At 35.5% G+C, this 17,319-nt stretch carries 20 protein-coding genes; 8 read left to right on the top strand and 12 right to left on the bottom strand.

Going from position 1 to position 17,319, the window contains the following annotated elements; translation table 11 throughout:
• Window positions 1-212: 212 nt before the first annotated feature.
• The 3 genes from A9178_RS14120 to A9178_RS14130 all read right to left on the bottom strand — a co-directional run bounded on the left by A9178_RS14120 (window position 213) and on the right by A9178_RS14130 (window position 2,124).
• Entirely contained in the window at window positions 213-1,337 is a 1,125-nt protein-coding gene (locus tag A9178_RS14120) for a zinc-dependent alcohol dehydrogenase family protein (RefSeq protein ID WP_068676391.1), read from the bottom strand.
• A 32-nt stretch (window positions 1,338-1,369) separates the two neighbouring features.
• Window positions 1,370-1,768 (bottom strand): acyl-CoA thioesterase, encoded by a 399-nt coding sequence (locus tag A9178_RS14125; RefSeq protein ID WP_068676393.1) that lies wholly within the window; start codon window positions 1,766-1,768, stop codon window positions 1,370-1,372.
• A gap of 155 nt (window positions 1,769-1,923) precedes the next feature.
• Window positions 1,924-2,124, bottom strand: coding sequence for a YjfB family protein (locus A9178_RS14130; protein WP_068676395.1), 201 nt, complete (start codon window positions 2,122-2,124; stop codon window positions 1,924-1,926).
• Between the two features lie 146 nt (window positions 2,125-2,270).
• Between A9178_RS14130 and mutM the strand changes: the two genes are divergently transcribed.
• Both mutM and A9178_RS14140 read left to right on the top strand, forming a co-directional pair.
• Window positions 2,271-3,071 (top strand): bifunctional DNA-formamidopyrimidine glycosylase/DNA-(apurinic or apyrimidinic site) lyase, encoded by an 801-nt coding sequence (gene mutM, locus A9178_RS14135; protein ID WP_068676397.1) that lies wholly within the window; start codon window positions 2,271-2,273, stop codon window positions 3,069-3,071.
• Between the two features lie 15 nt (window positions 3,072-3,086).
• Window positions 3,087-3,920: a deoxyribonuclease IV gene (locus A9178_RS14140; RefSeq protein WP_068676399.1), complete on the top strand. Its 834-nt coding sequence runs from the start codon at window positions 3,087-3,089 to the stop codon at window positions 3,918-3,920.
• A 103-nt stretch (window positions 3,921-4,023) separates the two neighbouring features.
• On the opposite strand, the gene A9178_RS19010 is transcribed toward A9178_RS14140, so the two are convergent.
• From A9178_RS19010 to A9178_RS14150, 3 genes are all read right to left on the bottom strand, one after another.
• Complete coding sequence (locus A9178_RS19010; protein ID WP_156520774.1) at window positions 4,024-4,176, bottom strand: hypothetical protein; 153 nt, start codon at window positions 4,174-4,176, stop codon at window positions 4,024-4,026.
• 71 nt (window positions 4,177-4,247) lie between these two features.
• Entirely contained in the window at window positions 4,248-4,487 is a 240-nt protein-coding gene (locus A9178_RS19705; protein ID WP_068676401.1) for an RpnC/YadD family protein, read from the bottom strand.
• Between the two features lie 26 nt (window positions 4,488-4,513).
• Window positions 4,514-5,155 (bottom strand): PD-(D/E)XK nuclease family transposase, encoded by a 642-nt coding sequence (locus tag A9178_RS14150; RefSeq protein WP_068676403.1) that lies wholly within the window; start codon window positions 5,153-5,155, stop codon window positions 4,514-4,516.
• Window positions 5,156-5,636: 481 nt separating this feature from the next.
• Here A9178_RS14150 and A9178_RS14155 point away from each other — a divergent pair, with 481 nt between their 5' ends.
• The 4 genes from A9178_RS14155 to A9178_RS14170 are packed head-to-tail and all read left to right on the top strand — an operon-like array spanning window position 5,637 to window position 10,247.
• Window positions 5,637-7,193, top strand: coding sequence for a DUF6583 family protein (locus A9178_RS14155; RefSeq protein WP_068676406.1), 1,557 nt, complete (start codon window positions 5,637-5,639; stop codon window positions 7,191-7,193).
• A 36-nt stretch (window positions 7,194-7,229) separates the two neighbouring features.
• Complete coding sequence (locus tag A9178_RS14160; RefSeq protein WP_082918209.1) at window positions 7,230-8,456, top strand: ABC transporter permease; 1,227 nt, start codon at window positions 7,230-7,232, stop codon at window positions 8,454-8,456.
• Window positions 8,453-9,583, top strand: coding sequence for an ABC transporter permease (locus A9178_RS14165; RefSeq protein ID WP_068676408.1), 1,131 nt, complete (start codon window positions 8,453-8,455; stop codon window positions 9,581-9,583). Before A9178_RS14160 ends, A9178_RS14165 begins: the two co-directional genes overlap by 4 nt.
• On the top strand, window positions 9,576-10,247 hold the full coding sequence (locus A9178_RS14170) for an ABC transporter ATP-binding protein (RefSeq protein ID WP_068676410.1): 672 nt from the start codon (window positions 9,576-9,578) through the stop codon (window positions 10,245-10,247). The genes A9178_RS14165 and A9178_RS14170 overlap by 8 nt, the downstream gene beginning before the upstream one ends.
• A 125-nt stretch (window positions 10,248-10,372) precedes the next feature.
• Here the strand turns inward: A9178_RS14170 and A9178_RS14175 are convergent, their stop codons facing one another.
• From A9178_RS14175 to A9178_RS14180, 3 genes are all read right to left on the bottom strand, one after another.
• On the bottom strand, window positions 10,373-10,579 hold the full coding sequence (locus A9178_RS14175; protein ID WP_068676412.1) for a hypothetical protein: 207 nt from the start codon (window positions 10,577-10,579) through the stop codon (window positions 10,373-10,375).
• 184 nt (window positions 10,580-10,763) lie between these two features.
• Entirely contained in the window at window positions 10,764-10,910 is a 147-nt protein-coding gene (locus tag A9178_RS19710) for a PD-(D/E)XK nuclease family transposase (protein WP_082918217.1), read from the bottom strand.
• A gap of 471 nt (window positions 10,911-11,381) precedes the next feature.
• The gene (locus A9178_RS14180; protein WP_068676414.1) at window positions 11,382-11,951 is read right to left on the bottom strand and encodes a Uma2 family endonuclease; all 570 of its coding nucleotides are present in this window, start codon (window positions 11,949-11,951) and stop codon (window positions 11,382-11,384) included.
• A gap of 798 nt (window positions 11,952-12,749) precedes the next feature.
• Here A9178_RS14180 and A9178_RS14185 point away from each other — a divergent pair.
• Together A9178_RS14185 and A9178_RS14190 are read left to right on the top strand one after the other, a co-directional pair.
• Window positions 12,750-13,034, top strand: a complete 285-nt coding sequence (locus tag A9178_RS14185; RefSeq protein WP_068676417.1) for a hypothetical protein — start codon at window positions 12,750-12,752, stop codon at window positions 13,032-13,034.
• Window positions 13,021-13,356 carry a hypothetical protein gene (locus A9178_RS14190; RefSeq protein WP_156520775.1) on the top strand — a complete coding sequence of 112 codons (336 nt, stop codon included), beginning with the start codon at window positions 13,021-13,023 and terminating at the stop codon, window positions 13,354-13,356. The genes A9178_RS14185 and A9178_RS14190 overlap by 14 nt, the downstream gene beginning before the upstream one ends.
• Before the next feature lie 349 nt (window positions 13,357-13,705).
• Here A9178_RS14190 and A9178_RS14195 read toward each other — a convergent pair whose 3' ends face one another.
• The 3 genes from A9178_RS14195 to A9178_RS14205 form a co-directional block, all read right to left on the bottom strand.
• Complete coding sequence (locus A9178_RS14195; protein ID WP_231889856.1) at window positions 13,706-13,966, bottom strand: hypothetical protein; 261 nt, start codon at window positions 13,964-13,966, stop codon at window positions 13,706-13,708.
• 113 nt (window positions 13,967-14,079) lie between these two features.
• Window positions 14,080-16,662 (bottom strand): SH3 domain-containing protein, encoded by a 2,583-nt coding sequence (locus A9178_RS14200; RefSeq protein WP_068676421.1) that lies wholly within the window; start codon window positions 16,660-16,662, stop codon window positions 14,080-14,082.
• Complete coding sequence (locus A9178_RS14205) at window positions 16,662-17,252, bottom strand: hypothetical protein (protein ID WP_068676423.1); 591 nt, start codon at window positions 17,250-17,252, stop codon at window positions 16,662-16,664. The genes A9178_RS14200 and A9178_RS14205 overlap by 1 nt, the downstream gene beginning before the upstream one ends.
• Window positions 17,253-17,319: the final 67 nt, after the last annotated feature.

The raw sequence follows: 17,319 nt of genomic DNA on the forward strand, positions 1-17,319 counted from the left end.
TCCTCCTCAGATATCAGCTTTCCTCCTCAGATATCAGCTTTCCTCCTCAGATATCAGCTTTCCTCCTCAGATATCAGCTTTCCTCCTCAGATATCAGCTTTCCTCCTCGGATATCAGCACTTCTCCTCAGATATCAGCTTCCCCTTAATTATCAGCAGAACATTTGACTATCAATAGCAAAAAAAAATGAGTAAAAACACTTTCCTAAAAATCTATAATTTAATAATAATCCTACTAGATTCCCCTTTTGCCAACATATCAAAACCCTCATTTATTTGCTCCAACTCGATAACGTCGCTCATTAACTTATCTACCGGTAAACGTCCTTGTTTAAATAAGTTAATGAATTTCGGGATATCCCTTTTCGGTACACAACTACCAACATAAGAACCTTTTAAAGTTCTTTCTTCCGCTGCTAAACTCACATATGGAAACGAAAAATGGTGTTTTGGATCTGGTAATCCTGTCGTTACGGTAGTTCCCCCACGCTTCGTAATTCCGTAGGCCACTTCCATTGCAGGAACAGCTCCAGCCGTCTCAAAACTATACTCCACACCCCCGCCTGTGGCTTCACGTACTTTTTCAATGACCTCCTTATCGGTAGAATTAAATGTATGCGTTGCTCCTAATTCATTAGCAAATTCCAATTTAGAGTCATTTATATCAATGGCAATGATTCGTTCCGCCCCCGCCGCAACGGCACCAATAAGTGCACTTAGGCCGACCCCGCCTAAGCCGACAACCGCAACTGTACTGCCTAGCTTAATGTTCGCAGTATTAATCACTGCTCCCACTCCCGTAATGACAGCGCACCCAAATAAAGCTACTTTTTCAAAAGGAATATCCTTGTCCACCTTAATCAGGGAATTCCTAGATACGACTGCATATTCAGAAAAAGCAGATACTCCTAAATGATGATTGATTTTTCCTTCCTTATTATGTAAACGAATATCGCCACTTAGAAGTGTTCCTTCCGTATTGGATTTTGCTCCTTCTTCACATAATGCTGGGCGGCCCTCTTGACATGGGAGACAGTGACCGCAGCTAGGAACAAATACACAAACAATATGATCGCCAACCTCTAAATCATGAACCCCTTCCCCGATTTGCTCCACAACTCCAGATGCCTCATGTCCTAAAGCCATTGGCAATGGTCTAGGTCGACTTCCATTAACAACGGACAAATCGGAATGACAAAGACTTGCAGCTTTTATTTTAATAAGGACTTCTCCATACCCTGGTGGATCCAACGTAAGAGTTTCTATTTTAATAGGTTTACTTTCTGCGTAAGGTAATTCCTTCCCCATTTCTCGTAATACAGCAGTACTTACTTTCATTTTAATAACCTCCTCTAAAAATTAAAGCGTTATCATTTATCTCGAATTAAGTGCTCTTCTAGTTGATTTCGAATTTCATCTGGTATTGGTTCTGATGCTTGCTTTTTGCGGTTAAAGTTAACATATACAGCATTCCCTTTTGCACAGAGTTCTCCATCTTGAAACATTTCTTCGTATAATGTAAAACTAGAATTCCCAATTTTGTCAACGTGAGTTCTTACCGTAACATCTTTTCCATAGTAAATTTGTTTCAAATAATCCACATTCATATTTAAAATAATGCAGCGCCAATCTTCAAAACCTAAATCACTATTAAACATTTTGAAGATTTCATTTCTACCAGCTTCAAACCATATTGGGATAGTTGTGTTGTTGATGTGCCCTACACCATCTGTTTCACTGACTCGTGGAGATATGACTGTTTCTATCAAGATATATACCCCTTTCCTGTCTGATTGAATCAAGCGAACCTTTAGATTTTCAATTATAATTATAACATATGGTAGTATGAATTTTCAGATTTTACTTCTTTAATTAAAAACCCGAATAATGTTCACTCTGATGTTCATCATTCGGGTACTATTTCTTATAATTTTACATCAATATTTCCACCAAGATGTGGTTGGGCAGCGCGTTGGATAGCGGCTACATCACCTGAACTCAATAACTTTTGAATAGCCTCCCCTTTTTGTTCCGCATTACCCATTGCCATTTTCATGACGGACAAAGAAGCTTGTTGCTGAACTTGTCCTTGACTTAGAGCCATTGACATTAATGCGATATCCATTAAATCACCTACTTTAAAAGAATATATCTTTATTATACATGATTAGTGATAACGTATTGGAAAATTTTTCTCTTCTTTAATGTTTGCTCATAATTTTTCCATATAGCGAAAGAATAATAGTACAAAAATGGTGGAGGAATCCGACTATGCCAGAATTACCCGAGATGGAGACATACAAATCTTTACTACAACCTTTAATTAGCGGCCAAATAATCACCCAGGTAACCGTTAATCGTGAAAAATCCATTAATGTTCCTGTCAATCAATTTAAAGCCCAAGTAGAAAACCAAAAAATAGAAGATATTCAAAGACGGGCAAAGTATTTAATATTTCACCTTCAAAATGGGTCGTGTTTACTTTTACATCTAATGCTAGGTGGTAAAATGTTCCATGGAAAAGAAGAAGATAAGCCAGATCGAACTGTACAAGTGCAATTATCTTTTGGAAATCAGCATCTTTATTTTATTGGACTTAGACTAGGTTACTTGCATCTTCTATCACCCGAGATGGTCAAACAAGAATTTCAAGACATTGGATCTGAACCACTTGACCCTAATTTTTCATTAGATTTGTTTCAGAACATGATGAAAAATAAGAGAGGCAAATTAAAAACAACCCTACTAAATCAAGAGTTCATAGCTGGTATCGGAAATCGCTACTCCGATGAAATTCTATGGCATGCACAGTTATTGCCAGATAAAAACATACCGGATTTAGATGTAGCTCAGGTTAATCGCCTATATGAATCAATGCGATATATCCTCCAGCTAGGAATCCAGCAAGGTGGGTACATGGATCCTCTATATAAGGAAGATAGCAAAACTGGAAAATACCAAATGTTCGTTCATGACCGGGAAGGAGCAGCATGTCCACGATGTCATGCACCCATTGTCCAAAAAGAAATTTCGTCACGAAAAACATACTTTTGTAATAACTGCCAGCATTAATTAAGGAGCGTGTATATGAGATTTGGTTGTCATCTTTCCATAGGAGATGGGTATTTAGGAGCGGCAAAAAAAGCATTCCAAATGGGGATGGCCGCATTTCAATATTTCCCAAAAAATCCGCGAAGTTTATCAATCAAAGAATTTAACAAGGATGATACAGCTTTATGTAAAGCGTTTTGTAAAGAAACGGGGATAACCTCTGTTAGCCATTCCCCTTACCCAACCAATTTAACGCCACATAATATGAAACAGCGGGAACAGGTTATCCGTTCCCTGTTAAATGATTTGGAAATAGCAGAATCATGTGGATCCATTGGTGTTGTCGTTCATTTTGGCAAACACCTTCCAAATAAAACCTTAATCGAGAGCTATCAATTAATGATAGAAGTACTTAACGACGTTCTATTCGAATGGAACGGACAAGCGAAAATATTGTTAGAAAACAAAGCAGGAGTTCCAGGGACAATTGGTACGACATTAGAAGAACTCGTACAAATTCGGAAACTATGTGATCAACCAGAAAAAATTGGCTTTTGCTTGGATACCTGTCATGCTTTTTCCTGTGGATTATGGGATGGAGATAACTGGTTAAAAGTTTTACGGAGAGGAACGGACTTGGGCTATTTCGATGAACTTGAGGTCATTCACCTCAACAACTCAAAGTACCCGACAAGGGAAGGAAAAGATAGGCACGCCCCTATTTTTCAAAACGGGTACATTAACGTAGACCAATTTGACCAATTAATGAAAACGCCTAAGCTTAATGGCATTCCTTTCATTTTGGAAACCCCGAAGGAAGAAGTACCCCATGAAAAGGAGATACGGCTATTAAAGGAAAAATGGGGATAGGCAACACATGCACTATCTCCATCTCACCTAAATTCCACCATTCAACTTTCCTTTTATCTTAATTACATTTTCTACACTTAATCCCGATAATTCCGCAATTTGTTCAATGGATAGACCTTTTTTTTAGCATGTTTTGCACTACTTTTTCTCGTTCGTTTTCTCTTCCTATTTCAATCCCCTTTTCCCAATAAAAATTTGGTAATTCAAGTATTCGATCCCCCTTTTCTATTGGTAATCTCGCAACTTCTTCGTTCATTTGTTTTTCCTCCTTTTCATTTCACTTCAGGTATCCTTTTGGAAAAAATTACACTAGCTCCATCCATATAACTAAATTCCACTATTAATATTTTCCTTTATCTTAATTACAATATCTTCACTTAGTCCTGATAATTCTACAATTCGTTCGACAGATAGACCTTTTTTCAGCATATTTTGAACTAGGTTTTCTCTTTCTTTTTGAATCCCCTCTTCCCTACCTATTTCAATTCCCTTTTCCAAATAAGAATTAGGTAACTCAAGTATTCGATCCGCTTCTTCTTTTGGTAATTTTGCAACCTCTTCGTTCATTTCCTTTTCCTCCTTTTTGTTTAACTTCAAGTACGTTTCAAAAAACCATAGATTAACGCCATCTTTGCAGGGTTCAATTCCATTCGACTAACCATCCGTAAAAATTCCATTTTCACTTGTACGCGTTCTTCCTCTGTATACCCCATTTTACTTAGAAGTGCTGCTGCAACTGGATTGTCCTTATGAATGAAATTGCACCAATCCTTTTTAAGATGAAGTTGGAGATAACGAAATTCTAATACAGATAGGCTTGGGAACTCCACAGTGAATTGTTCAGGAACTTCTTTACGATTATTATAGCTAAAAACGGCGATTGGTAAAATGGGCTTGCGATGTTTTTCGTAGAGACGGGAATAGTAAATAAACATACGTTCATGGAATTCTTGTTGGTAGTAGGACTGTGGTTCGACATGAATAAGGAGTATTTTATCTTCACCTTTGAAGTTAACCTCGGCCAGGATATCAATTCTTCGCCTCTCTCCGCTTATTATATCCGTAAATACTTCTTGTTCTAAAAATTTTACTGTGGAAAAATTGATGTAGGAATACTCTTCGGGGAAAAACGCTTCGATGAATTCTTGAAAAAAGGTTTGAATGAGCAGCTTAAATAAGCGGTCGTGATCAATATAAGTTGATTTTCTTTCAAGTACTAGAGTAGATGTTAGCAATACACTGCTCCTTTCTGAATGATTTTATTCTTAGACATATTTTTCAAAAATTCCACCAATTTATCGTTCTATTTTACCATGTGGAAGCTTTTGGAAACATAGATTTTGGTAAATTTTTTTCATGACAAGGTAGCAGGATAATGGGATATTCCGACCATACTTTACATTTTAAAGAAATTAAGGAAAGGAGATAACAACTAAATCCCCGTTGTAAAAAATGTTTTTCCAAGGCTTCAACATCATTTTTATCACCTTTTTCACCCTTGATAATATGTCTGTGACATTGAGAGTTCCGGTTAATGTCACATAAGTATTATTGCTGTTACTTCCACGCTTCAGATTTGTCCATTCCATAAGAGTGGGAGAGAATTCAATTTGACTAAGATGAGTTTAAATGATATAAAAATATGGGATTATTTGTATTTTTTATGTTTTTATAAATACATTTATAGTGAAGAATACTTTGAAAAGGGGTAATTACTTGGAAGAATCTAACAAGAAAAAGGGGCTCAACAAAGGGGTTATCATTGCTATTATAGCTGCAATTGTAGTCATCGGAGGTGTTGTTGCTGCAGTAACACTAACAAACACGTCACCTAAGCAATCATATTTTCTAGCAGAAAAGAAGACGTTAGACCATTTAAAGAGTACTTTAGAGGAACGGTATCAACCAGAATTAGATTGGACGGAACAAACCTATGAAAAACCAGTTGAACAATCCATGGATCTTTCAGCACAATATCTAGGACCAACTGGAACATCAGGATATGAAGAAGTAGATCCTGCGCAGATTATTAATAATTCAAGCCTATCTGCTACTGTTAAAACAGATATGAAAAATAAACAAATGGTAACAGAGCTTGCTGGAAACTTTGCCGGATTAGAAATTGATGGAATAGAAGTCTATATGACTGATGAAAAAATGATGCTAGGTGTCCCATTCCTTGATAACTATTTACAAATTAAGGATGAGGATTTCGGTCCACTACTAAAGGAAGTAGATCCAATGACATTTACAGGTGAAGAGTCATTAGAATTAGACACTTTATTCAACGGGCTTCATAGTGACGAGGACCTTGAGTATTTGAAATCTGAATACGGGGAATTAATCTATAATGAGTTACCAGATGATGCATTTACTACATCAGACGAAACGATTGAAGTAAATGGTGAATCATTAAAAACAGAAAAAATCGTTTTACATTTATCTGAAAAACAAGTTCAAGACTTATTAAGTACTGTATTTGAAAAGATGGAAACGGATGATAGATTAAAAGAATTAATTAAAAAACAACTAACGTCTGTACAAATGGGTGAAGTCGCAGTTGATCAAGAGTTAAATCAAATCCTAACAGACTTTGAGGAAGCAATGGCTGAAGCAAAAGAAGATGTATATGATATACACATCAAAGATGGCCTTAAGTCAACGATTTGGGTTCATAATAAGCTAATAACGAAACGAGATGTAAAAGTAGAGATAGGCTCAAATGAGAACGACCTTGTTGCATTTACGATCAACGGCATACAATCCTTTGATGATAGTACACAAACATTCGACTATGACCTTGGTTTCGCTGATAAAGTTAGTGATGGTAAAATGAATATTTCCGGGGACTTAAGTTGGAAAGATAATCAAGCAAACGATTCTATTAAACTAACAGTTGATAATTACGTATTTTCTTATGAAGGAACAGAAACGTTAGAAGATGGTACAAGAGACTTTGAAAGAGTATTTTCATATCATGATAGTATGGTAAATGGAAGTTTAACTTGGGACGGTTCCGCTTCCTATGATAAAGATAAAATGAATGGCGAACATAAAATAACCTTAGAAACTTCTGAAACTGGAAATCTGATTACACTAAACCTTGCTTTAGACGGCCAACTTATTGACGCAATTGAAACGCCTGCAGAAAATAATGTTAAAGATTTAGGGACTATGAGTATGGAAGAACTCTCTCAATATATGGAAACAGAAGTTATACCTGATTTCCAAAATTGGTTATATGAAACCATGGGTGGTGCCGACGGATTTTAAACCGTTGAATCCTTTATTTGAAATGGAAGTGCCTATATGATGAATTCATGGAAACATTTTTTATTATTTACCAAAAATAATGGAATTCAGTTAAAGAGGAAGTGGACTTCACTTCCTCTCCTTTTCATTATTCCAATTATCGTCGTTGGATTAATCATTGTGATGATTACATCTTTCTTTTTACCAGATGAAAATCATCCTATAAAAATTGGTTTAGTGGATCAAGATAAAACAACAGAAACAGAAATGGTCACCAAACTAATCGAAGCATCTTCCCAGCTTAGTGAGTATATTCATATAAAAACAATGTCTGAACCAGATGCTATAACGTCCATGACAAACAATGAAATTAGTACATATATCGTATTTCCTGATAATTTCACCAATAACTTATATCAAGGAATTTCTGTTGAGTTGCCAATTATCGGAAACCCGAACAAGCAGTTGGAAAGTTTGTTTATACGTGAAATTATCGAAAGTGTAGTAAGACATATTCGCTCTTCCCAAGCTAATATCTTAACCATCAATGAGTATGCAAAGGAAGTTGGATTGAATTCAGAAAAGAGACACGAATTAATGTTTGAGCAGTTTAAAGAATTTGTCTTTTACACCTTGGGATCAAGTCAGATTGTGAAAGAAAAAGAAATTCACAACGCTATGGATGCTTCCCCTATTCACTATTTTGGTACGAGTTTATTCTTCATTATAAGTTCCATTTGGCTAATGATTGTATATAACTTCCTTTATACAGATAGCCAGAAAAATATGGAAAAGCGGATGCGACTTTATAACGTAACAGAATTACAACAAATTCTGGCTAGAATTTTTGTAGCAAATGGTACCGTACAAATTTTTTCGGTTATATTAATCATCGCTTTATCCTACTTGTTACATGTCGATTTAAGTCATGATGAATTTCTAAAAATAATAGTTATAAACATACTTTACAGTGGTACATTTTTGGCAGTATTTGGATTACTTGAAGTACTTCTATCCTCCTATAAACTCCGGTTATTCGGACAGTCCATGATGATACTACTGCATATATTACTTAGCGGAGCTGTTGTACCTGCAATTTATTTACCGATGTGGATTCAAGATGTACTTCCTTATTATTTTGCACATGAAACATTCTACTGGCTTATCGAAATCATCGTAAACAACAGAGTGTATACGGATTTCATTCCGATATTATTAATGACAGCCGTTGCATTTTTTATTCTTTTCGGTATTTCAATAGGGAAGGAGCGTGTTAAAGCATGATTCGCATCATTCAGACACGCTTCATGCATTGGAAAAAACAAGGATGGACACTGTTACTTTGGCTACTTTTACCAATGGTATCTACCATCATTTTCATTTCTACTACTGAATTGTTTCAAGAAGATACGAAAATTCCAGTTGGTATTGTTATCGAAGAAGAAACGGACCTTGCCATAAATCTTTATGAAGCAATCTCCTCTTCCCCGCTCATACGGGTACTGGACGTAACTGAATCAGAGGCACGTCAAATGGTAAAAAGCCATGATTTAGATAGTGCTTTTGTAATAGAGGAAGGGTACGAGGAAGAGATTCGAAAAGGTAATCGAAATTGGCTCATAACGAGCTACACTTCTGATTTATCATTTGGGTATACACCAGTTAAAGAAAGGATTATATCTTATGTTCAAGATGCAGCTGGTAAATCAAAAACAGCACATACAGTTAATCGATTAGGTGAAAAAACAAATTTACAATGGACCTGGGATGAAATAGTTAACAAAACAGAAGAAATAGAAGTCCAGGAGAATTTACTTCATACGAATTTCTCTTTCCAAAAAGAAATTGAACTTAAGGAAAATTCTCCAATAGCCATTTGGGATACATGGGGATTATGGGCGTTAATAAGTCTTCTATGTACATTCTTTTTATTCGATTGGGTCATCAAAGAAAGAAGAACATCCTTGAACCCAAGGTATGCATTTATGTTTCTTTCTATGAGAAATTATTTACTCATTCAACTATTAGTTTATATTTTCATATTGTATGTTTTCGATTTAATAGCAGTATATGTATTCCACCTCCTATTAAATGAAGCGATCAACTTCACCTTAATCTGCTCTCTATTGATGTATCGAATATTAATTACAATCAGTGCGTTTTTACTTGCACATTTGTTCACGAAAACAGTTTCTTATTACAGTTTTTCTTTAACCGTCTGTTTATTTCTTACTGTACTTAGCGGCGTTATTATACCAATAGATGGAATAACAAGCCGATATCCATGGATTGAACAACTTCATCCACTATCCAGCTTTATTGAACAAAAAGGTGTTAGTGTATGGTACGTTCCAATACTATTAGCTCTTATTATTTGGTGGTTAAAAGGAGGTAGATTTAGAAATGCTTAATATCCAATCCCTAAGTAAATCCTATAAAAAACAAAACATTTTTACTGATATCTCATTCACGGTAAATCAAGGAGAAATTATTGGGCTTGTTGGAGAAAATGGAGCCGGTAAATCTACCCTACTTTCTATTCTTGCTACTCTCCAAAAGCCAACAAAGGGAAAAGTTACCCTAAATGAATTAGTATATTCGTCCGACCGTAAACAAATTAGGAAAAAGATTGGCTATGTTCCTCAAGACCTTGCACTTTGGGAAGAGTTTACAGTGGAAGAAAATATGGTGTTTTTTGAGAAACTTTCGTGGAAGAAAAGAAGTAAAGAAAAATTAAAACAACTTTGCCTCGACATGGAGCTGTCCAAATGGAAAGAACCCGTGAGTACCCTATCAGGAGGAATGAAAAGAAAGTTAAATTTAGCTATTAGCTTGATTCATGATCCCGAAGTATTGCTATTAGATGAGCCGACTGTAGGAATTGATCTAAAATCACGGATAGAAATAGGTAATTTCCTTCAATCATTAGCCGAAGAACAAAACAAAATGATTATCTACACTTCTCATGACATGGATGAAATAACTAATTTATGTCACCGTATCGTATGTATTGGCCAAGATTCTTTCTACAAAAATATATTGAAAGAAGCTGGTAAAAAGATTTTGGTTTTTTGATGAAGTTAAAAGACCCGAAAAACCTTTATGAAGTTTTTCGGGTTTTTTGTTAATAATAGTTCTTTCACTTTTTTAAAATTTCACCGCATTTTCAAATCCACAGGGATGTATCCTGTGTGCTTCGGCTAACATTGTTTTTTTAACTCCATTAATTCTGTTTTAGAGAGTACAGTCAATTCTGTAATTAAGTCTAATTCCATATTCTTTTTAAGCATTTTTAGCGCCATTACTTTTTTCTCTTGTTCTATTCCCTTCTCTATTCCTTCCTCCAGCGCATCCCCTTGAATCGATGCAATATCCTTTAATGCCTTCTCACGAGCTTCGTACTGCATCCTTGTTTCTGGATCTAAACTTGCTAAACGTAATTTTTCAACTGCCTTCTCAATAAATTGTTCCTACTTCGCCATTTCTTCCTACCTCGTATCATCCATATTTGTTAAAAAACAGAGCCATTTTGCCATACGGTCATTCCACTCGATCATTCCTTTTTGTTCTAGATGTACAAATTTTGGCATTTCAATGATAGGAAAAATCAATTAAATTTACGGCTACTACTTTTGTTAGTTCTTTATATTTTTCTCCTTCATCCAGTTGTTCCTCATATAACTTAGAAGCATAATATAAGGAGCGTTTGTGAATATTTTTCTGATTGGATAATTGAATCTCAACATTCTTAAACTATCACTTTCACCTATAGGCTTTCCCCTCTTCTTCATCCTTATCTTCATTATCGGCTTCTATAGGTCTGTGAATGGTATATGGATTGGTAGGCTAATTTTGGTTTACGTATTGGTCAACTCGTTGGACCATGAAGGATATTAAGCTTCTTTTCCCTATCATTTAAACTTCTCACTTGCATCAAATTCTTTAATACATTAAAGCAGTGGGGGACACCTAAACCACTAATGTTTAAATACACATAACCCCGTTTTTGTTTTTCAAAATGGGGTTATGTGTATTTTCGCTTTATAATGCCCTATTGTAGAAGATATAATAAGTGTTACTGACACTGTACCTACTACTAAACCTCTAACATCCGCAAAATAATAATTTACAAGCAACTGAAAGCTAATCAATGACTCTATTCGAATGGTGACAAGCACTTCTTTAAAATCCGGGGACAGTACCCATATTTCAAAATATTTCTTTAAGGTTTAATTCTAGTCCCCCATAGTAATAAGATTTTAATTCGTCTTCTATCGTAAAGAAAAGTGGCTTTCCATATTGATTCTTACTATCTAAATAATAAACCTCTATAAGTTTGTTTAGTATATCTACTATCCAATATTCCTTTACGTTTGCCTTCTCATACAAGTTCCTTTTCATTATTTTGTCCATTTTCACACTTGAAGGTGAGAGTATTTCAATAATGAAATCTGGTGATCCTATACATCCTTGGTCATCAAGCTTATTCGTATCACAAATAACAGAAATATCCGGCTGTACAACATCAAATACTTCATCATTCTTTTTTCCTTTAGAAAATAATCGTACATCGAATGGAGCAGCAAACACTAGGCAGTTTTTCTCTTTAAAGAAATTCATTAGCTGAAAAGACAGATTCATCGAAACCTGCTGATGTTTTGTAGAAGGTCCGGGAGACATGTTATAAGGGATACCATCGATGATTTCAATACGTTCATCATCATCCCATAATAAGTAATCAGAATATGATAATTTCCTATCGTATTGCGGAATGCTCATTGGGGTTACCCTCCTAAATAAATAATAAATCCTAAAGATGAAAATATAATAATACTTAAAGAATTAGTTTATTGAAAAGCAAAAATTTATTGTTTACTACCCCTATCACATGCTTTTATTGTAATGCATTACAATAAGAAATAACAAGTTAAGAAATAAAACCTTTTCCTAAAAGGCAGCTCAACCCAAAATAATAATGGTTATTTAAGTGGTGGTAATGAATTTTGTATTCCTTTTAAAGAATAAAGCCCAATATTATTAGTTATAAAAAGAACAATGTTTCGCACAAAAATTAGTTTTTATTATTTATAAATATATGAAATTGCAGGATTCAAAAAACTTTACTTGAACTTTTTAAAGCAATAAGTAACTGCCACCTGAATAAACTCATTCTGCATGGAACGGGGAAGGATATTTAATTTTTGATGAACTAGTCCCATGGGAACGTGAGATAATTGATCAGCAATTAGAAGATAATTGATTTAGATAAGATCAGCAGCCATTGAAATAGAAGAAAACTGTATCAATAACTCTCTCCTCCACATTCACAGGCTCTATTGTCCAAACGAGAGCTTAAAACAACGCAATGGTGGCTGACCCATTCTATCCGCAATACTCAAACACTGCATCAATAACCGAAATCACTTTAACGCTTTAAAGTGGTGGGGGACTGGCACATTGGCCCCACTTTTTTATTATGCAGTTTAGCACATTAACGTAGTGGGAATCTGACACATTGGTCTAAATATTGGATAAATTACTACTGGATGTATGCTATAATCAAATAGAGGTGATTTCATGGAATTTATCAGTAAGGAAATGCTTAACAAGTATTTCGAAGACAAATCTAATGTTTGCTTGAACGATTTAACTCAAATTATTGAAGAGCAATTTGGAGTTATAGTTAAAATAGAAGAAAACAATGAAGTTGCAAAAATAACAAAAAGGTTGTCTGAAAATGGAGAACTAATAGATAAGATAAAAAGAGCACGAGAAAAGAGAGAATCTGGATTTCCATCCTATATCCGAAACAAAACAGACTTTTTAAAATTAGCAAACGAGACCAGTGATGATGTCAAGTAATAAAAAATATGACGTTATTTGGAATCCAGATAGTGTTATAGACCTTACGCAGTATGTGAAGTACGCCAAAACGACTACTAATGATGTCTATGATAAAGCGAACATCTTACTTAGTTATCGACCTCAAACCAATGGACATAGTGTAATGTTTAAGGGTTTTGAATATGATGGATATAAATGGATAAATGTTAAAAATATCATATTGTTATATGAAGTACTTGAAAAGGAAAAAATTGTTGCAATCGAAGCTTGCTATTTTGCTAATAACGAAGAAAGCGCTGAAATTTTTTATGGTATTAATCCAAAAGAGGGTTGGGATTAAAAATTTTATTAAAATAAACCAACTTACAATTTTTTTCTCCTTGTGATAATAATAATTAGTTCTTGTGTAAGCCACAAATTCCAGGGATTTATACCACCCTATCCTATCTCTCACAATAACTTTTTCCACTAGCTCATCGCTCCAACTTTACCTACAATAATAAAAGAATAGAGAGTCCTAATGATTATTTAATTTTCTATAAGAATACTTATAAAAAGACTGAGATTATTAAATTTTTATCAAATTAAATTGAAACAAATCGAATTATATTATGATGCAGCAATTAACAGGATTTACAAAAACAAAAGGAAAGGAGATTACAACTATATTCTTATTGTAATTCCTTTCCTTAAGGATAAAAATGTTTTTCCAAGGCTTCAACATCATTTTGATCAGTTAATATGTAAATTGCCCAATTATAAGGAGAATCATGAAAACCCAATTTATCCTTCATTAAAGAATTTTCGACCTTCAAATCTTTAATTAATCTCATTGCTTCTTCTTTGCTTTTACCAAACTCACTTATTGGTTGAACCATTAAGTCAATTTCATTACGAGGTTCGGTTGTTTTGTTTGTATTTAACATTTTAACACCTCGCAAAAGTGTCATTCATTTCATTCGTGTTAGCTGAAAACACTAAAACTGATAATGATTCCTATCCCACCGACCCATAGTTTTTTAATAACCAATACATGGAACCACTTTTTCTTTGCAGTGGTACTTTAATAAGTAGCATTCCGTTCAACCATTACTCCTGCCTCTACCGTCAATACCATTTCCTCATCTGTATAAGCATCAGCATATTTAAAGCCTTCTGGAACCTCATAAAAGTCAGAAATAGCAATCGTTTCCCGTGAATCTATCATTCCCTCCGGATTTACGACAAAAATATCGATTTCATTCAAATTTTCATACGATACTGCCACAAGCTGATATGTTTCACCCTCAATATTTGAAGCCCAAATTTCCTGGGGCTTTTCATAAAGAGTTTCCACTGAACGCACATAATCGACCTCTGGCGTTTCTTCCAAAATGTAAAGGGAATAAGGTTCATCAACTTCCATATCTATCCTTTCATCCAATGTCGCTATGTATGAACTAAATTCAACAGCCTGATGGCGACGATAAGTCGGACCATCATAAACATCGTCTTCATTCGTACTCTCTATCTCCGGTTCCAGCACTGGCTCCATATCATTTTCATATATGTCTGTAGAATCCTCTGATACACTTGAGACGAATTCTTCCATCGAACCATTACTTTCGTACACATCGGTTTCCACAACGCTTTGAACATCGGACGGCACTGGTTCTTCAATGTCCGTTAGATCATCTTCAACAACACTCGAAGGCTCTAGGACAATTTCATTAATCCAACCTTCCCCGTTTTCAGCTTGGATATAGTACCATTTTCCGCTTGCATCATCACCAAAGACTTCTTCGCCTTTCCAGTGTACCTCCGTCCCCTTTGCAAGGGTGAATAAGACATTTCCATCTAGAGAATAGTAATCTCTAACATTTGCCCCATCGTCCACCTGGATGGTCAATGTTTCAACATCCGCTTCCACATCAGATGCAGCAACTTTCCCACCCATTTCTTGTTCTGAACCGAAACTACTAATAAACCCTATCGCTTCATCCTTCAACTGATATCCCCCGAAGATAACGGTCAAAGCAACTGCCCCAGATAGGGATACTTTCATAATCGGTTTTCTATAGGAATGTAATTTTTTACCCGACTTTTTACAAATATTAACAATAGGCCTAACAACATTACCAACATGAATACCAAAGATTAACAACGAAATATATCGTGTCAAACTATCCTTACGTCCGGTCAATTCTATGTACCATTTTCTTAACCCCTGCAACCAATCTTTCTCATAAGAAGCATCTTTAGTATACGTTTGAAGTGGATGTTCTTCCTTCCACTTATCACTAAGAAAATCTACTGTGATATATCCAAGAAGAGTATTCCAATCCAATTCACCTTCAACAAGCTCTTCTCCAACCGGAACCTTCCAGGCATTTTGACGCCGTTTCACTAGCTTGCATGTATAATCCAAATAAGGTTTCAGGATAGAAGGATCTTTCTTCTTTATCGCTTGCTGAATAAGAAGCATTCCCCACTCCACCGGTGATTTCACATCATAGTCTTCTACTTCTTTTTTCCGAACCATATAAGGAAGCTGTTTAAACATCTCTTGAACAAAGCCAATCCACTTGCCCCGGGTTTCTGCTATTTTCGATATCACAATGTATTTCAAAAGATAACTTTGCCTGTACACACTCCTCCCATTTTGTAGGACAATCGGAAAGGCACCTGGCTGATTTTTAACATAATGATAAAAACGATCGGTTAACACACGAGCCTCGTCCCACTTCTCATCCCTAATGCTTCTTTCAATGATATAATTTTGCCTCTCCGCCCATAGGGTAAAATTAGTTTCTTCTTTTCCCGTATATTTCACCGTAAACTCATAGGTTAATAGATTGAGATCATTTAATTCTATGTTATACTTCTCCAAAACCTCATTTACTTTTTGAAAACACCCACCATACAAGGCGAAAAGAACATAGGTATATGCAGCTTTCATTTTTTCAAGTGCTTCATCTAGTTCATCAAGAAAGAAAAATAGAGCTTCCTCCAAATTTGTCATCGCTTGCCTTGCATTCGAACCTTCAGCATATAAAGCATTCATGAAAACTCCGGCACCTATAGAACCAAAGGGACCGAATGCAACAAGACCGATGCCTTTCGCAACTAATTTCGTGAAAAAATGGAAGCCTTTGGACTCGCGCTCTTTTTTCACAATATCGACATATGCTTTCATTTGTTTCGCATAATTATTTAACGCCAAATATGCCTGATTACTTTCCTCAAATATTTTCCTCTCCAACTGTTGATAAGCTTCTTGTTGCAATATCAATGGTTGAAACAAATGCCCATATGTATCCTCTTGTATTCGAAAAAGGAAGTCTTCATACTCCGGTCCAATTTCATTGAACTGTAATGCTTCTTGTAGGTCGGTATGCATCTCTCTCGGATTGGCAATTTCAAATAAGCGTCGTTGTATTTCCATAGGATCAACTTGTTCACTCTCGTCAGATATTCGTTCATATACTTCTGCTTTAAGTAAAGCATATCGCTTATCAAGTGATACATAAATCCCATGGAACTTTTCCTCTACTTTTTTCTCCACAAATGCCTGAAGCTCTTCCCAAACATTTCTAGCAAGCTTGTCTTGCAGCCTATCTATGATACCATCAAGTTCTGAATACTGGACTTGGGTTGCTTCTGCCATTAGAAAAGATCTCCTAGTACACCAAGTGAATCGATAACGTCCAATGCGTCAGATGCACTATCTAAGGAATCCAATCCATCTACAGCATCATAGACAGAACCAGTACTTTCAAAAGAATTTCCAGCTATCGAAGTCGATAAGTCCGGTGTAGTAGGTGCTGGATTTTGAGTATAAATTTCATTTCCACTTTGATTCATTTGCATAATTGACCGGTGCGCATTGTCTTGCAACTGCATCCCACCTAGCGAATTTGAATTTACAAATCCAATAATATCCCCACCTGTCTCTTTTATCGCACTATCACCAAGAACATTGGTAGTAGAAGCAAATGTCTCTCCACCGCCCATATCATATACCGTTCTTCCATCAACACTCTCTCGAATGGTAGCAATTTTTTCACCAGTTGCACCATCTACTAAAGAAGCTCCCTCAGTACTCACTCCGGGATTAATGCTATATGCAACTTCTCCATTTCCCGTGCGAACATCCAAACCTTGCCGTAAATTAGGATGTACCTGCATATCTTGAGCTATACCAACAGCCTCAAAGCTTGAAAATAAAGCAGATTCTAGCAAGACTTTTTCATCCATCAATGTAGGCTCCCTTCTGATTATGTAATAGTTATATTTTACCATGCATAAAGGACTAGAAAAATAG

This window comes from Oceanobacillus sp. Castelsardo, from assembly GCF_001659985.1.
In the GTDB taxonomy this organism is placed as follows: Bacteria; Bacillota; Bacilli; order Bacillales; family Amphibacillaceae; genus Oceanobacillus.

Bases quoted from the DNA above. Each gene is read 5' to 3' on its own strand.
- A9178_RS14195 (WP_231889856.1), bottom strand. From the start codon at position 13,966: ATGACACTTTTGCGAGGTGTTAAAATGTTAAATACAAACAAAACAACC.
- A9178_RS14165 (WP_068676408.1), top strand. From the start codon at position 8,453: ATGATTCGCATCATTCAGACACGCTTCATGCATTGGAAAAAACAAGGA.
- mutM (WP_068676397.1), top strand. From the start codon at position 2,271: ATGCCAGAATTACCCGAGATGGAGACATACAAATCTTTACTACAACCT.
- A9178_RS14200 (WP_068676421.1), bottom strand. From the start codon at position 16,662: ATGGCAGAAGCAACCCAAGTCCAGTATTCAGAACTTGATGGTATCATA.
- A9178_RS19705 (WP_068676401.1), bottom strand. From the start codon at position 4,487: ATGAACGAAGAGGTTGCAAAATTACCAAAAGAAGAAGCGGATCGAATA.
- A9178_RS14205 (WP_068676423.1), bottom strand. From the start codon at position 17,252: ATGGATGAAAAAGTCTTGCTAGAATCTGCTTTATTTTCAAGCTTTGAG.
- A9178_RS14190 (WP_156520775.1), top strand. From the start codon at position 13,021: ATGATGTCAAGTAATAAAAAATATGACGTTATTTGGAATCCAGATAGT.
- A9178_RS14130 (WP_068676395.1), bottom strand. From the start codon at position 2,124: ATGGATATCGCATTAATGTCAATGGCTCTAAGTCAAGGACAAGTTCAG.
- A9178_RS19010 (WP_156520774.1), bottom strand. From the start codon at position 4,176: ATGAACGAAGAAGTTGCGAGATTACCAATAGAAAAGGGGGATCGAATA.
- A9178_RS14170 (WP_068676410.1), top strand. From the start codon at position 9,576: ATGCTTAATATCCAATCCCTAAGTAAATCCTATAAAAAACAAAACATT.
- A9178_RS14140 (WP_068676399.1), top strand. From the start codon at position 3,087: ATGAGATTTGGTTGTCATCTTTCCATAGGAGATGGGTATTTAGGAGCG.
- A9178_RS14160 (WP_082918209.1), top strand. From the start codon at position 7,230: ATGATGAATTCATGGAAACATTTTTTATTATTTACCAAAAATAATGGA.
- A9178_RS14120 (WP_068676391.1), bottom strand. From the start codon at position 1,337: ATGAAAGTAAGTACTGCTGTATTACGAGAAATGGGGAAGGAATTACCT.
- A9178_RS14180 (WP_068676414.1), bottom strand. From the start codon at position 11,951: ATGAGCATTCCGCAATACGATAGGAAATTATCATATTCTGATTACTTA.
- A9178_RS14175 (WP_068676412.1), bottom strand. From the start codon at position 10,579: ATGCAGTACGAAGCTCGTGAGAAGGCATTAAAGGATATTGCATCGATT.
- A9178_RS14185 (WP_068676417.1), top strand. From the start codon at position 12,750: ATGGAATTTATCAGTAAGGAAATGCTTAACAAGTATTTCGAAGACAAA.